13 protein-coding genes and 2 pseudogenes are annotated in these 15029 nt (G+C 59.5%); 9 read left to right on the forward strand and 6 right to left on the reverse strand.

Annotated features, from left to right (window positions below; genetic code table 11):
* Window positions 1-81: 81 nt before the first annotated feature.
* From C8029_RS03445 to ptsP, 3 genes and pseudogenes are all read left to right on the forward strand, one after another.
* A complete protein-coding gene (locus tag C8029_RS03445) occupies window positions 82-1317 on the forward strand; it encodes an aspartate kinase (RefSeq protein WP_009571079.1) in 1236 nt (411 codons plus the stop codon).
* Between the two features lie 58 nt (window positions 1318-1375).
* Complete coding sequence (locus tag C8029_RS23080; RefSeq protein WP_100220047.1) at window positions 1376-1747, forward strand: DUF4260 family protein; 372 nt, start codon at window positions 1376-1378, stop codon at window positions 1745-1747.
* An 81-nt stretch (window positions 1748-1828) separates the two neighbouring features.
* A pseudogene (ptsP, locus tag C8029_RS03455) lies at window positions 1829-4080 on the forward strand (phosphoenolpyruvate--protein phosphotransferase).
* A 9-nt stretch (window positions 4081-4089) separates the two neighbouring features.
* On the opposite strand, the gene C8029_RS03460 reads toward ptsP, so the two are convergent.
* A complete protein-coding gene (locus C8029_RS03460) occupies window positions 4090-4860 on the reverse strand; it encodes an EcsC family protein (protein WP_193217580.1) in 771 nt (256 codons plus the stop codon).
* A gap of 50 nt (window positions 4861-4910) precedes the next feature.
* On the reverse strand, window positions 4911-5402 hold the full coding sequence (locus C8029_RS03465; protein ID WP_009571084.1) for a GNAT family N-acetyltransferase: 492 nt from the start codon (window positions 5400-5402) through the stop codon (window positions 4911-4913).
* A 230-nt stretch (window positions 5403-5632) separates the two neighbouring features.
* On the opposite strand from C8029_RS03465, the gene C8029_RS03470 reads away from it, so the two are divergent.
* From C8029_RS03470 to C8029_RS03495, 6 genes are all read left to right on the forward strand, one after another.
* On the forward strand, window positions 5633-6217 hold the full coding sequence (locus C8029_RS03470) for a flavin reductase family protein (protein WP_009571085.1): 585 nt from the start codon (window positions 5633-5635) through the stop codon (window positions 6215-6217).
* 81 nt (window positions 6218-6298) lie between these two features.
* Window positions 6299-7063, forward strand: coding sequence for a type I methionyl aminopeptidase (map, locus tag C8029_RS03475; protein ID WP_152002239.1), 765 nt, complete (start codon window positions 6299-6301; stop codon window positions 7061-7063).
* Between the two features lie 195 nt (window positions 7064-7258).
* Window positions 7259-8047, forward strand: a complete 789-nt coding sequence (locus tag C8029_RS03480) for a transglutaminase-like domain-containing protein (protein ID WP_152002240.1) — start codon at window positions 7259-7261, stop codon at window positions 8045-8047.
* Between the two features lie 103 nt (window positions 8048-8150).
* Window positions 8151-9023, forward strand: coding sequence for an S-methyl-5'-thioadenosine phosphorylase (locus C8029_RS03485; RefSeq protein ID WP_009571088.1), 873 nt, complete (start codon window positions 8151-8153; stop codon window positions 9021-9023).
* A 3-nt stretch (window positions 9024-9026) separates the two neighbouring features.
* Window positions 9027-9653 carry a LysE family translocator gene (locus tag C8029_RS03490; RefSeq protein ID WP_009571089.1) on the forward strand — a complete coding sequence of 209 codons (627 nt, stop codon included), beginning with the start codon at window positions 9027-9029 and terminating at the stop codon, window positions 9651-9653.
* 15 nt (window positions 9654-9668) lie between these two features.
* On the forward strand, window positions 9669-10199 hold the full coding sequence (locus C8029_RS03495) for an adenine phosphoribosyltransferase (RefSeq protein ID WP_193217581.1): 531 nt from the start codon (window positions 9669-9671) through the stop codon (window positions 10197-10199).
* A 117-nt stretch (window positions 10200-10316) separates the two neighbouring features.
* Here the strand turns inward: C8029_RS03495 and C8029_RS03500 are convergent.
* From C8029_RS03500 to thrC, 4 genes and pseudogenes are all read right to left on the reverse strand, one after another.
* A pseudogene (locus tag C8029_RS03500) lies at window positions 10317-11746 on the reverse strand (FAD-binding oxidoreductase).
* 44 nt (window positions 11747-11790) lie between these two features.
* Window positions 11791-12381, reverse strand: a complete 591-nt coding sequence (locus C8029_RS03505; protein ID WP_152002242.1) for a GNAT family N-acetyltransferase — start codon at window positions 12379-12381, stop codon at window positions 11791-11793.
* Entirely contained in the window at window positions 12381-13640 is a 1260-nt protein-coding gene (locus C8029_RS03510; RefSeq protein ID WP_152002243.1) for a M16 family metallopeptidase, read from the reverse strand. Before C8029_RS03510 ends, C8029_RS03505 begins: the two co-directional genes overlap by 1 nt.
* Complete coding sequence (gene thrC / locus C8029_RS03515; protein ID WP_152002244.1) at window positions 13637-15019, reverse strand: threonine synthase; 1383 nt, start codon at window positions 15017-15019, stop codon at window positions 13637-13639. The genes C8029_RS03510 and thrC overlap by 4 nt, the downstream gene beginning before the upstream one ends.
* Window positions 15020-15029 lie beyond the last annotated feature (10 nt).

Consider the following 15029-nt stretch of genomic DNA (forward strand, 5'->3'; position numbering starts at 1 on the left):
CCAACACGTGCCGCTCTTGCGCTTTCGCCCAAGGTCTCTTAGGACGACGTGGTTAAATTTAACGGGGGAACGGGGCACATCATGCCAATTCTCGTGATGAAATTCGGCGGAACATCCGTCGCCACGCTTGACCGCATCCGCCGCGCCGCAAAGCGCGTCGGGCGTGAGGTTGCCAATGGCTATGACGTGATCGTCATCGTCTCTGCCATGTCGGGCGAAACCAACAAACTCGTCGGTTTCGTCAATGAAACCTCGCCGATGTATGATGCGCGTGAATATGACGCCGTGGTGTCCTCGGGCGAGAACGTGACGGCGGGGCTGATGGCGTTGACCTTGCAAGAGATGGACGTGCCCGCGCGCTCCTGGCAGGGCTGGCAAGTGCCGCTCAAGACCAATTCCGCCCACGGCGCCGCGCGGATCGAAGAGATCCCAACCGACAATATCTTGGCCAAATTCGGCGAGGGCATGAAAGTGGCTGTCGTGGCGGGGTTCCAAGGCATTTCGCATGAAGGCCGGATCACCACGTTGGGCCGGGGTGGATCAGACACCACCGCCGTGGCTTTTGCCGCCGCTTTTGACGCGGAGCGGTGTGATATCTACACCGATGTGGACGGTGTTTACACCACCGACCCGCGGATCGAAAGCAAAGCCCGCAAGCTCGAGAAAATCGCCTTTGAAGAGATGCTTGAACTGGCGTCGCTTGGGGCGAAAGTGTTGCAAACCCGCTCCGTCGAATTGGCGATGCGCTTTAACGTCAAACTGCGTGTGCTGTCCTCGTTCGAGGAATATGACCCCAATGCTGGCACGTTGATCTGTGCCGAGGAGGATATCGTGGAAAACAAACCTGTGGCCGGCGTCGCCGCCTCCCGCGAAGAAGCCAAAATGACTCTCGTGTCGGTTGCTGACCGTCCCGGCATCGCCGCCGCCATTTTCGGGCCTTTGGCCGAAAGCGGTGTCAACGTCGATATGATCATCCAAAACATCTCCGAAGACGGTCGCACCGATATGACCTTTTCCTGTCCGGTGGATCAGGTGGCCCGCGCGAAAGCCGCACTGGATGCCGCCAAAGAGCGCGGGGACTTTAATTTTGAAGAGCTGATTTCCGACACAACCGTCGCGAAAATTTCACTCGTTGGCATTGGGATGCGCTCGCAATCCGGTGTGGCCGCCAAGATGTTCAAAGTGCTCTCTGACGAAGGCATCAACATCAAGGTCATCGCCACCTCCGAGATCAAAATCTCCGTGCTGATCGACCGCAAATACACAGAATTGGCGGTTCAGGCCCTGCACGACGCATTCGAGCTCGACAAAGCCTAAGCGCGCGCATCGCGTTCAGACGACCCCAGACCCCTGCCTCACTGGCGGGGGTTTTCTTTTGAACCGCGCTTCGGCGATTGGCCTAGAGCTTCTGGCGCCTCTACGGTATCGGTTTCCTTCTCGCCTTCCTTGGCCTGACCCTCAACACCCCATTCCTGCTCTCATTGGGCCTGCTCTCATTGGCCTGCTTTGGCTTGGCCATGCCGGATTTGATCGGATGCTGGGATATTGCCTGAAATCCAACGACCGTTTTGACATCTCCCACTTGAGTCGGATCGGCAAAACCGCAGCTAAAATCGCAACTCAAATCGAAGTGCGCGTCACTGAGGTCGCCACAGGTCAGGGGGGTGTTCTTTCTGCGCATGCAGCATCAAGGCACAGAATTTTCTGCACTTTTTCCGCGCAATTCTTTGCTCACAACCGCTCTTAAGGTTGATTTCCTCTGGGCAATCGCCACATCAGTGCTCTAAACATGAGACGCCAAAAACAGGCGCGAAGGGAACGGCGGGACATGCCCCAACATCTGGAATCTGAGAGCCGGAAACTGCTTGGTCGCTGCGCGACACGCTTGCCGAAAGCAGTGCTGGCCAAACCCGTCTGGATCGCATCACCCATCTGATCGCGGACAGCATGTATACCGAAGTCTGTTCGATCTACCTGTTTCGCGATTCCGATACGCTTGAACTCTGCGCCACCGAAGGTCTCAAGGCCGAAGCCGTCCACAAAACCCGGATGCGCGTCGGAGAGGGGCTTGTCGGCCGTGTCGCGCGCGCGCGCAGCATCGTCAACACCGCTGACGCGCCCTCTGAGCGCGGCTTTCGCTATATGCCCGAAACGGGCGAAGAGATTTATTCCTCTTTCCTTGGTCTACCGATCCAACGTCTGGGCGAAATCCTAGGCGTCTTGGTGGTTCAATCGAAGGAGGCGCGGGAGTTTTCCGGCGATGAAATCTATGCGCTTGAAGTGGTCGCCATGGTGCTGGCCGAAATGACCGAACTCGGCGCGTTCATTTCCGAAGAAGGCGGTATGGCCGCGCTGCACCAACACCCGGTGATGTTCAAGGGCGCAACAGGTCAGGAGGGTGTGGCCGAGGGCAATGTCTATCTGCACGAACCGCGCGTCGTTGTGACCAACCCGGTGGCCGACGATCCCGAGGCCGAAAAAGTCCGGCTCAAAGCCGCGATCGACACGCTGCGCCTCTCGGTGGACGGCATGCTCGCCACCGTGGAACCGGCGGAAAAAGACCAGCGCGAGGTGCTTGAGGCCTACCGGATGTTCGCCAATTCGCGCGGCTGGATGCGCCGGATGGAAGAGGACATCGACCGTGGCCTCTCCGCCGAGGCCGCCGTTGAAAAAGAACAATCCACCGCACGGGGTCGTTTGGCCACCGCCCCCGACCCCTATATGCGCGAGCGACTGCATGATCTCGATGATCTGTCCAATCGCCTGTTGCGCATTCTGACCGGACAGGGGTCAGAGACCGGGGCGGAAATGCCCGAGAACCCGATCCTCGTTGCCCGCAACATCGGTCCCGGCGAGTTGTTGGATTATGGCAAGAACCTCAAAGGCATCGTGTTGGAACAGGGCTCCGTTGGCTCCCATGCCGCCGTGGTGGCGCGCGCCTGGGCGATCCCTTTGGTGATCCATGCCGAGGGCATCACCACCGAGGCGTTGAACGGCAATGCGATCCTGATTGATGGTGATCAAGGCATCGCGCACCTGCGGCCCGACGACACTGTCACCCTTGCCTTTCGCGACAAAATCGCGATGCAGGCCGAGGCACAAAAACGCTATGCGGGTCTCGTGGGTCTGCCGGCCGAAACCGCCTGTGGCAAAACCATCGCCATGCATATGAACGCGGGGCTGATGGCCGATCTGCCGTCTCTGGCCACCTCTGGCGCGGAGGGCGTCGGGCTGTTTCGCACCGAATTGCAATTCCTGATCCGCAACAAAGTCCCGCGTCGGGGCGAGTTGGCAACGATCTATGCGCAAGTCATGGACGCCGCGCGCGGCAAGCCCGTGGTGTTTCGCACTCTCGACATCGGCTCCGATAAGGTGCTGCCCTATATGAAGCCGCAGGACGAGCCAAACCCGGCGATGGGCTGGCGTGCGATCCGGGTTGGGTTGGACAAACGCGGCGTCATGCGGATGCAGCTTCAGGCCCTGACGCGCGCCGCCGCAGGCCGCCCGCTGACCGTTATGTTCCCTTTCGTGGCCCAGTTCGAAGAATTCCGCCAAGCCCGTGCGATCCTGATGGAAGTTCTGGACAGCGAGGCGAAACTCGGCCACGCTCCCCCCGCCTCAATCAAGGTCGGCGCGATGTTGGAAACGCCTTCTCTGGCCTTTGCCCCGGATCGATTTTTCGAGGAAACCGACTTTATTTCCATCGGTGGCAATGACCTGAAACAGTTCTTTTTTGCCGCAGATCGTGAAAATGAACGGGTCCGCAAGCGCTATGACACGCTGAATTATTCCTTCCTCAGCTTCATCCGCCAAATCGTCGCCCGCTGTGACCGATTTGGGACGCCGGTGTCCTTTTGTGGTGAAGATGCCGGGCGTCCGCTCGAGGCCATCGCACTGACCGCCATGGGCGTGCGCACGCTCTCGATGCGCCCGGCCTCAATTGGTCCGGTGAAATCGGTGTTGCGCCGGTTGGACTTGAATGAAGTGACGGCCGTGATCGACGAGGCTGCCGCCCGTGGTGCGCAATCGGTGCGCGCAGATTTGATCGCCTATCTGGCGAACCACGGCATGATTGCTTAAATTTATGAATTAACGCTTCATTTCGGCCCGCAACAGCTCTTTGAGCTGATCAAAACTCTGATCGCTGTCCTCGGCCAAACGCAACATACCAAAGCTGACATGGGCCATGTCCTGATAATAGGCGGTGTAGGCGTAATTGGTTATAGCTCCGGCAACAGCGCCCAAAATCGGCACGGTTTGCGCCGCGAGTTTTTGCCCCAACACCACCGACAGGCGGGGCGCGACACGGGCGATGATCCCGTTCAATGTCGCGCCAGTCAAGGTCGTGCGCGTTGCCAAAAACCCAAGATCGGTACCATCATCGCTTTCCAAAGGGCCTGCGGCGGCAAAGACTTGGATACAGGCCTTACGGATGTCCTCTCGTTCGGGGTCAAACCCGTATTCTTCCGCCACATTTTGAATGGCGTGGAGCAACACGGTCGTGGTCACCGGCAATTCGGCCAGGGCCGTTGGCAATCCGCCCGCCCCGCCCGCAGCACCCAAACCGGAGGTCACAGCCCGCGACAACCAAGCGTTGCCCTTGGCCGTGCGCCGCCCGCGCGCCGCACCATCAAAAGCCAGTTCAAGCGCCGAAAGCGTTGCCCCTTCAAGATGTGCGCGCACAGGTTTTGGCAATTTGCCAAACAGCCCGTCCGCCGTGCCGCCCACGAGGTTCAAAAGCTGCATCCCCGGCGTGTTGGCACGTTTGAGCCGACGCGCAAGGGCGCGAATGGCCTCCGGAGTCGGAGCTTGCAACACGGCGTTGTCACCGTCGGTCAGGGCGGGTGTTTTTTGTTTCATGTATGATAATTGGGGGGACTGTCGGGCTTTGCCAAGTCCCAGATGGGCGCTCAATCGTCTTTATGCACCAGTCCGGACACGGTATCCCACGCACCGGGCCGCAATGCCACCCCCAAAACCCGGTCCGGGTTGGTTGGTGGCGGCATTTCGACATGGTCCAGTTTTTCAAAGCCAAAGCGGGCATAATAGGGCTCATCCCCGACCAAAAGCACCCGCTCCCAGCCCAGTTTGACCGCCTCGGCCATGGCTTCGGTGATCAACAATCCGCCCAAACCCTCGCCTTGCCGTGTCGGGTGAACGGCCACGGGGCCAAGCAACAAAGCGCGATCTTCTCCCGTGCCCACCCGGATCGGCCAAAACCGGATGACGGCGGCCAAAATCCCATCTGGATCGCGCGCCACGAGGCAAAGATCGGACACTTTTTCAACGCCATCCCGCAATCGGTACGAGGACAACAGTTCGCGCCCAGGCGCGAAACAGGTGTCATAGAGGTTCTCAACCTCCCAGTAATCATCCGCCGTTTCAACTTCGAGCTGATACACGCCTGCCCCTGCCCTTGTCCTTCTTTGACCGAACCCGCAATGCGCCCGGATTTTGGCTCGAAATCCCGCGAAAGCGTTTTACGAAAATCGACCCCGGTGATTTTCGTAAAACGCCGTGCAACAGCCTGATGTCGCGGGCCTTTTCAAGGCCCCCCCTGCCTCAAGTGAATTGAAAAGGCTTTAACACGGCGCTAGATGAGGGGCAACGCGAAGAAGAGGACAGCGCCAAGATGTTTTATCGACCCACCGAGGGCCACGGCCTGCCGCATAATCCGTTCAACGCCATCGTGTCGCCGCGCCCAATCGGCTGGATCTCGTCGCGTTCGGCCACAGGCGTTGAAAACCTCGCACCCTACTCGTTTTTCAATGCCGTTGCCTATGTTCCGCCACAGGTGATGTTTGCCTCGGTCGGCAGCAAAGACAGCATCCGCAACATTCGCGAGACCGGAGAGTTTTGCGTCAATCTGGTGAGTGCGGCGCAAATCTCTGTGATGAATGCCTCCTCCGAAGCCTTGGACTTTCACGAGGACGAATTCACCCATTCCGGGGCCCTGCGCGCGCCCTGTCGCGACATCGCCTGTTCGCGGGTCGAAGACGCGCCCGCCGCACTCGAATGCAAAATGACCCAGATTGTGCAACTCGAAGGCAAGGACAACCATGTGGTCTTTGGCACAGTCGTCGCCATCCACATCCGCCCGGACTGCGTGGTGGACGGACGGTTTGACGCGGTCAAAGCCCGGATGTTGTCGCGCCTCGGCTACCGCGATTATGCCGAGGTGACCGAGGTGTTTGAATTGACTCGCCCGAATGATTGAGGGCATGACAGCGAGGCGCGCGCATGCAAAACAGACGCGCCTCACCTACGCACGCCGCCTCGATAGAAGGACATGCCCCGCATGACGATCACCCAGCAGGACGAGTTGGACGGGTTGAAAGACATCGGCCGGATTGTCGCCAACACGTTGCAGGTCATGTCGAAAGCGATGGAACCCGGCATGACGACACGCGAACTTGATGACATCGGCAGCGCCTGTCTTGAACGCGTCGGTGCCGTGTCTGCGCCGCGCGCCACCTATGGGTTTCCGGGCACCACCTGCATCAGTGTGAACGAAGAAATCGCCCATGGCATCCCAGGAGATCGGGTGATCTCTCCCGGCGATCTGGTCAATATTGATGTGTCGGCGTCCAAAAATGGCTATTTTGCCGACACTGGTGCGACCCATCGGGTCTCTACCCTGTCGTCCAAATCTGGACCGCAGAAACTGGACCGCCTGTGCCGCGATGGCAAACGCGCCATGCAGATCGGGATCGCACAGGTCGGCGCAGACAAACCCTTGGCGGGCATCGGCAATGCCATTGGCCGCTTCGCACAGGCGCGCGGATACACGCTGATCCGCAATCTCGCCAGCCATGGCGTGGGTCGAGCGTTGCACGAAGACCCTGAGGAAATTGCCACGTGGCCAACGCGGGGTGACAAACGCCGCATCCGCAAAGGGCTTGTGCTCACCGTCGAACCTTTTCTGTCCACAGGTGGGCTTTGGGCCGACCAAGGCGAGGATGGCTGGACCCTTTACAGCACCCCAAGCGCCCCCGTCGTCCAATACGAACACACGGTCGTGGCGACCAGCAAGGGCGCGCTGATTGTGACGCTGCCGGGTTAGCCTATCAAACGGTCATGCGGCATCCTCAACGCAACCGTTTTGTGAAAACGACGCGCCTTCCAACGGGACGAGGCCACGGACCTCTGACTCCCGTTGAAAGCTGATCCAAGACCAGATACGGCAGAAAGAGAGAGGGCAGCTTCTCCCCACCCCTGTCGGCTTTGTACTTATTCAGCCACACCCATAGGATACGGAATGCGCATTCAAATCGACGTCGCGATGACCTACCGCTTTCCAAACCCGAACACGGTGTTTTTGGCGCTTGAGGCGGCTCATGCGCCGGGCCAGGAGATCGTCTATGAAAGCCTGTTGATTGGCGATGCCGAGATCAGCCGCATCAATGGGGATTCGGATGTGGGTCAGCGCGTCTTTGCCCGCGTGCACGGCTATGAGATGTTGCTCAATTACAGTGCGCTGTTGGACATCACCCGCCCGCGCGTCGCCCTTGATGGGCTTGTGGCCGCACCCTGGCATATGTTGCCGAGCGAGGTCGTGCCCTACCTGCGGCCCTCGCGCTATTGCCAGTCGGATAAATTCGTCAGTTTTGTGAGCAAACGCTTTGGCGGGCTTTCCGGTGGGCAAAAGGTGGCCGCGATCCGCGATTGGATCGAAACCAACCTGTCCTATGTCCCCGGAAGCTCCGATACCGACACCAATGTGTTGGAAACCTTCGCCGGACGCCAAGGTGTGTGCCGCGATTACGCCCATCTGATGTGTTCGATGGTCCGAGCCGCCCAAATCCCCGCCCGCATGGTCGCCACCTATAGCCCCTGCGTCACGCCACAAGATTTCCACGCCGTTGCTGAAGTTTGGCTGAGTGGCGCATGGCATTTGGTCGACGCCACCGGCATGTGCCACGCCGATGACATGGCGATCATCTCGGTCGGTCGTGACGCCTACGACATCGCCTTTATGGAATCACAAGCGCCCGCAGAATTGTGGTATCAATCGGTCTGGGTACAGCAGGTCGAGACGCCCACTTGAAACGGTTCGCGGCGGGTCCCGCATCCGGCGGGCGTAATTGCCCCTTGCGCGCCCTTTTTCTGCGCCGCAAACTTGCATCAACTGGCCATGCAAGGAGACAGCAATGCAGCGAATGATTGGTGTGATGGGCGGCTCGGGGGTCTATGAGATCGACGGGTTGGAACAAGCCACATGGCAAGAGATCGACACCCCTTGGGGGGCGCCCTCCGATGCGGTTTTGACCGGCACGTTGGAGGGCGTCAAAATGGCCTTTCTGCCCCGTCATGGACGCGGCCATGTGCAATCGCCCAGCACCGTGAATTATCGCGCCAATATTGATGCGATGAAACAACTCGGCGTCACCGATCTTGTGTCCGTCTCCGCCGTGGGGAGTTTTCGCGAAGAGATGGCACCGGGCGATTTTGTCATTGTCGATCAATTCATTGACCGGACATTCGCGCGCGAAAAATCATTCTTTGGCACCGGCTGCGTTGCCCATGTGTCGGTCGCCCATCCGGTCTGTGAACGCCTGTCTGGCTTGGCCTATGAGGCGGCGCGCGCCACCGGCGTGGCGGTCCATAAAGGCGGCACTTACCTCGCTATGGAAGGCCCGCAGTTTTCTTCGATGGCCGAAAGCAAACTGTACCGCGAGTGGGGCTGTGACGTGATTGGCATGACCAATATGCCCGAGGCGAAACTCGCCCGAGAGGCCGAAATCTGCTACGCCTCCGTCGCCATGGTCACCGATTATGACAGTTGGCACCCGGATCACGGCGCGGTCGACATCACCGCGATTTTTGCCACGCTCAAGGCCAACACGCACCACGCCAAAGCACTTGTCGCGGCCCTGCCCGCGCTGCTGTCCGAGGCCTACGCGCCCTGCGAACACGGCTGTGACCGGGCGCTTGAGTTTGCCATCATGACCGCGCCGGACAGACGCGATCCGGCCGTCATCGAAAAACTCTCGACCGTCGCCGGTCGCGTTTTGAAAGGATAAGACATGAGTTTTGATCTTTGGCTGGCCTTCGCCGCCGCGTCTTTCGTCTTGCTGATCATCCCCGGCCCGACCATCCTTTTGGTGTTGTCCTATGCGCTGACCCAAGGCAAACGGGTCGCCGTTGCCACCGCTTTGGGCGTCGCCTTGGGCGATTTGATCGCCATGAGCGCCTCGCTTTTGGGACTTGGCGCGCTGGTGGCCGCCTCGGCCACGGCCTTTGTTGCGCTCAAATGGGTTGGTGCGGTCTATCTGCTCTATCTCGGCGTTAAAATGCTGCGCTCCGCGCCCAAAGCCAGTCTTGGCGATGTGACCCAGATGGATCACGTCAGCGCCACACATGTGTTTGGTCATGCCGCCCTGGTCACCGCGCTCAATCCCAAATCCATCGGCTTTTTCATCGCCTTCGTGCCGCAATTCATCCGGCCCGAGGCGGCCCTTGCGCCGCAATTCGCCGCCCTGATCGCCACCTTCGTGGGGCTGGCCGCACTCAATGCGCTGGCCTATGCGCTTTTGGCCAACAAGATGCGCCAACGCATCCAACGCCCGCGCGTGTTGCGCAATTTGACCCGGACCGGCGGCGTAGCCCTGATCGGCATGGGCGCGCTGACCGCCACGCTCAAACGGGCGTAAGCAAGAGGAATTTTTATGAAAACCGTCAAAGATTACATCCGTACCATCGTCGATTTTCCACGCGAAGGGATCATGTTTCGCGATGTCACCACGCTCTTTGCCGACCCCCGCGGGATGCGTTTGGCGATTGACCAGATGCTTGATCCCTATGTCGGGATGCAGATTGACAAGGTCGTCGGCCTTGAGGCGCGCGGGTTTATTTTGGGCGGCGCGATTGCCCACCAACTCTCCATCGGCTTTGTCCCGATCCGCAAGAAAGGCAAACTGCCGGGTACGGTAATTTCCGAGGAATACAAACTCGAATACGGCGAGGCGATTGTCGAAATCCATGACGACGCGATCCAACCGGGCGAGAAAATCCTTGTGGTTGATGATCTCTTGGCGACGGGCGGCACGGCGGCGGCGGGGATCAAATTGATCGAACGTTTGGGCGGCGAAATCGTTGGCTGTGCCTTTATCGTCGATCTGCCGGAGCTGGGCGGGCGCGCCGTTTTGGAAAACCTAAGCTATGACATTCATGCCCTGTGCCAATTTGAGGGAACGTGAACGGTTTGGTAAGGACTCAAGCCTAATCATTGCCCTGTCCCGAGGAGCCGGGACGCTGTTTGCACCACATGTGAGTGATCACACGCGCCTGACCGCCCCCCGGTCAGGGCGTAGTTTTTACTCAAACTGATCGTCGATCTGGCGCAAAACAGCGCCGGGATTCATGATGCCTTTCGGATCAAGTGCCGCTTTGATCGCGCGCATCGTGGCCAATTTGACCGGATCGCCATAGCGCTCCAAGTCTTCCATTTTCAACCGCCCGACCCCGTGTTCGGCGCTGATCGAGCATCATATTCGGCCACCAGATCATGCACACAGGCCTTTACCGCGCCCCGGACATTTTCATACTCGGCGCGGCTGCGCCCCTTGGCCGGGAAGGCATTATAATGCAGGTTGCCATCGCCCAAATGGCCAAAGCAATTGACCCGGATGTCAGCGATTTTTCCAAGTCGCTCAATCCCTTCAGGGATAAACTCCGGGATACGAGACAGCGGGATGGAAATGTCGTGCGACGAGATCGAGCCAATGCGCCGATTGGCCTCGGGGATGTTTTCGCGTAACGCCCAAAAGGCCTGACGCTGGGCCTCGTTTTGCGACAAAACACCATCGCTCACCAGCCCAGCCGCGCTGCCCGCTTCAAACAGGGCGGAAAGCCGCTCTTCAGGGTCACTCACCCCAGACAGCCCCAGATCAATCAACACGCACCACTCTGGAGGAGACTGAAACGGCTGGCGCAGATCGGGCATCGTCTCCGACAGAAACGCGAACCCCATGCCGGACATCAGTTCAAAGGCAGAAATGCCATCGCCGATCATCGCTTGCGCCATGGCCAAAAGCTCCAATGCCGCCTGTGGCGAGGACACCACAAACACCGCCGCGGCCGCGTGATCCGGGCGCGGGAAAAGGCGCAAACTGGCCGCGGTGATCACGCCCAATGTGCCCTCGGCACCGATCAACAGGTTCCTGAGATCATAGCCCGTGTTGTCTTTGCGCAGGCGTTTGAGACCGTGCCAAATCGAGCCGTCCGGCATCACCGCCTCAAGCCCCAAACACAGGTCGCGCGCATTGCCATAGCGCAGCACATTCAACCCACCCGCGTTGGTCGCAAGATTGCCCCCAATGCGACACGAGCCTTCAGACGCCAAAGACAGCGGAAACAGGCGATTGGCCTCCGCGGCCGCGGCTTGGACATCCGCCAAAATCGCACCCGCTTCGGCAATGATCACGTTTTCCGACGCATAAACTGCGCGGATCGCCGTCATGCGTTCCAAAGACAAGATCACCGGCGCGGGGCCGTCATAGGCCACCTGCCCCAAAACCAGCCCCGTACCCCCACCCAAAGGCACAACGCCCACGCCCGCCTCATGGCACATTCGCACCACGGTCGAGACCTCTTCGACGCGGCCCGGACAGGCGATCACCGCCGCTTGGCCATGGTAACGCCCACGCGGGTCCTCCAATTCACCGGGACGACGCGCGCGCAGGGTGCCGGAGGGCAAAGCCGCCGCAAGGCGGTCCAAAAACGCGGCTGTGGCGGGCTGGGTCATGGATCAAGCTCCTCTGCGCCAATCAAGCGCCGTTTGGGCTACGCTCAAGCCAAGCCCACAGTGGTTGGACCACGCCGATCATGGCGCAGTGCCGAATAAAGAACGTGATTGCGCCAGCGCCCGTTGATCTGAAGATAGGATTGCGCCACGCCTTCGTATTTGAACCCGGCCTTTTCCAAAGCCCCGCGCGAGGCCACGTTTTCGGGCAAACATGCCGCCTCGATCCGGCTGAGGTCCATCCGTGAAAAAGCGTGATGGACCATGCCGGCGATGGCCTCTTTCATATACCCTTGGCGGGCATAGCGCGCGCCGATCCAATAGCCGATGGTGCCCGCTTGCGACGGGCCACGGCGGATGTTGTCAAGTGTGAGCGCCCCCAAAAGCGCTTGATCCTCACGACGGATCAAAAACAACGCCAAGGCCGCATCCGATTTATACGACCGCTCGGCCCAAAACACCCTGTTGGTGAAGGCTTTGCGCGCCAAATGATCCTCGGCCCAGGTCGGCTCCCAAGGTTGCAAAAAACTGGCACTTTCCCCCCTGAGCGCTGCCCACGCACGGTAATCCGAATGCAAAGGCAAACGGAGCACAAGGCGCTCCGTGTCAATCCTCACCTTCGGTCGGCGTTGGAACATCAGGCGGCGAACCTTTCACGCAGGTCTGCCAAATCGGGCGCACCTTTGACCGGACCGTAGAGCGCCATGGAGGCGCGGCTTGTGCCGATCTTGGCCAAGAAATCGCGCACCCCGTCCAGAGTCACCGCATCAATGCGCCTGACGGTTTCTTCCACCGCAGGCACCCGGCCCCAGATGCCAATCATCCGCGCATTGCGTTCGGCACGCGAGGACGGGCTTTCCATCCCCATGAGCAAACCCGCTTTGATCTGAGCACGGGCGCGGTCGACCTCAACCAAGGTCATCTCATCGGCGGCACGTTTCATTTCATCAATCGTCAGCTCGGCCAATTCGCCCACCTGATCGCCCGACGTGCCCGCGTAAATCGTGGTCATGCCGGTGTCAGCATAGGCCCCCGATTGCGCATAGATCGTATAACACAGCCCGCGTTTTTCACGCAGTTCCTGGAACAGCCGCGAGGACATGCCGCCGCCCAAGGCGGTGGTCGCGGTTTGAGCGATGTAGATGTCTTCGTCGCGATAGCCCGGCCCCTCGAAGGCGAGGGTAAAATGCGCCTGTTCGAGTTTCTTGACCTTGCGGAATTCGCCGCCTTCAAAGCGCGCCGGATCGGCGTGGTCGCGGCCATGGGATTTGAGCCCGCCGAAAATCTCGGCAGCCTCTGCGACGATCCGGTCGTGATCAATATTGCCCGCCGCCGAGAGCACCATCCGCTCGGGGCTGTAATGCTCTTCGACAAAACCCGCCAAATCATCGCGGCTAAAGCTGCGGACCCGTTCGGCAGGGCCTAAAATGGTGCGGCCAAGCGCCTGTTTCGGAAAGGTCGCTTCTTGCAGCCAGTCGAAAATCACATCGTCGGGCGTATCAAGCGCCTGACCGATCTCAGACAAGATCACGCCACGTTCGACTTCGAGTTCGCGCGGATCGAAGATCGGGTTGAGAACAATGTCGCCGATCACATCAAGCGCCAAAGACACATCGTCTTTGAGCACCCGCGCGTAATAGGCCGTGACCTCGCGTGACGTATAGGCGTTCAAATAGCCCCCGACGTTTTCCAACACTTCGGCGATCTGCAACGGCGTGCGTCGCTCGGTGCCTTTGAAGGCCATATGTTCAAGGAAATGCGCGATGCCGTTTTGCTCAACGCGTTCGTGCCGCCCACCGGCCAAGACCCAGACGCCGATCGAGGCGCTCTGCATCGAGGGTTGAAGTTCCGTCACAATGCGGAACCCGTTGGGCAGTGTATGAATGCGTGGGCTCAAGCGAGACGCTCCTTAATGAGAGATTTCAAGCCATCCAGGTCATTGGCGACCACTGTAAAGCGCTCGTCGCGCTCAAACAGGTCGGCCATATGCACAGGCAAGGCCGGGTGGATGCCACAGGCGGCCTCGACTGCGGCAGGGAATTTCGCCGGATGCGCGGTCGCCAGCGACACCATCGGCACATCCGAAAGATGCTCTTCCGCGACTTTGACCGCAACGGCTGTGTGTGGGCACAGAACCTCACCCGTGCGGGCCTGCATGGCGGAGATGGTGGCGGAGGTTTCGTCCTCGGACGCGCGTCCAGAGGTGAACGTGTCGCGCAGGCGATCCATCGCGCCTTGAGAGATTTTGAATTCGCCCGATTTCAATTCCGTCATCAATTGCGCAATCGCCGCGCCTTCGCGGTCATAGACGTCAAACAAAGCACGCTCAAAATTGGAGCTGACTTGGATGTCCATCGACGGGCTGATCGAGGGGGTCACGCCCTCTTTGGTATAAGCGCCTGTCACCATGGTGCGGTGCAGGATGTCGTTTTGGTTGGTGGCGATCACCAGATCCTTGATCGGAAGGCCCATACGCTTGGCAATGTAGCCCGCGAAAATGTCACCGAAGTTTCCGGTCGGGACAGTAAACGACACCTCGCGATGCGGCGCGCCCAGCGAGACGGCGGAGGTGAAATAATATACCACCTGCGCCAAAACCCGAGCCCAGTTGATTGAATTCACGGCGGCCAGCTTGACGTGATCTCGGAACTCGATATCGGCGAACATGTCTTTGAGAGCAGCTTGGCAATCGTCAAAATCGCCCTCAACCGCCAGCGCATGCACATTGGCCTCGGGCGGTGTGGTCATTTGCCGGCGCTGCACGTCGGAGACGCGGCCATGCGGGAAGAGGATGAACACATCGACGTTGGACAGGCCTTTGAACGCCTCAATCGCCGCCGAGCCGGTATCACCAGAGGTCGCCCCAACGATGGTCACACGTTTGCCGGAGCGCGACAGGGCGGCTTGGAACAATTGGCCGATCAGTTGCATGGCGAAATCTTTGAACGCCAAGGTTGGCCCGTGGAACAATTCCAACAAGAAATGGTTTGGGCCAAGTTGCACCAAGGGCGCGCGGGCGTCGTGTTTGAACCCGGCGTAGGCCTTGGCGATGATCTCTTTGAATTCGGCGTCGGTGAACGTGTCGCCGATGAAGGGCCGCATGACAATAAACGCCGCCTCTTCATAGGACTTTCCAGCCAGACCAGCGATCTCATCCGCGCTGAGTGTCGGGATCGTTTCAGGCACATAAAGCCCGCCATCGGAGGCCAGCCCCGTCAGCATCGCTTGTTCGAATGAGAGCACCGGCGCTTGGCCGCGGGTCGAGATATAACGCATTGTGTCCGCC

This window comes from Roseobacter sp. TSBP12, assembly GCF_009129705.1.
GTDB lineage: Bacteria > Pseudomonadota > Alphaproteobacteria > Rhodobacterales > Rhodobacteraceae > Celeribacter > Celeribacter baekdonensis_A.

Coding starts and splice junctions, on each gene's coding strand:
- C8029_RS03445 (WP_009571079.1), top strand. CDS start 82: ATGCCAATTCTCGTGATGAAATTCGGCGGAACATCCGTCGCCACGCTT.
- C8029_RS03460 (WP_193217580.1), bottom strand. CDS start 4,860: ATGAAACAAAAAACACCCGCCCTGACCGACGGTGACAACGCCGTGTTG.
- C8029_RS03470 (WP_009571085.1), top strand. CDS start 5,633: ATGTTTTATCGACCCACCGAGGGCCACGGCCTGCCGCATAATCCGTTC.
- map (WP_152002239.1), top strand. CDS start 6,299: ATGACGATCACCCAGCAGGACGAGTTGGACGGGTTGAAAGACATCGGC.
- C8029_RS03480 (WP_152002240.1), top strand. CDS start 7,259: ATGCGCATTCAAATCGACGTCGCGATGACCTACCGCTTTCCAAACCCG.
- C8029_RS03485 (WP_009571088.1), top strand. CDS start 8,151: ATGCAGCGAATGATTGGTGTGATGGGCGGCTCGGGGGTCTATGAGATC.
- C8029_RS03490 (WP_009571089.1), top strand. CDS start 9,027: ATGAGTTTTGATCTTTGGCTGGCCTTCGCCGCCGCGTCTTTCGTCTTG.
- C8029_RS03495 (WP_193217581.1), top strand. CDS start 9,669: ATGAAAACCGTCAAAGATTACATCCGTACCATCGTCGATTTTCCACGC.
- C8029_RS03505 (WP_152002242.1), bottom strand. CDS start 12,381: ATGTTCCAACGCCGACCGAAGGTGAGGATTGACACGGAGCGCCTTGTG.
- thrC (WP_152002244.1), bottom strand. CDS start 15,019: ATGCGTTATATCTCGACCCGCGGCCAAGCGCCGGTGCTCTCATTCGAA.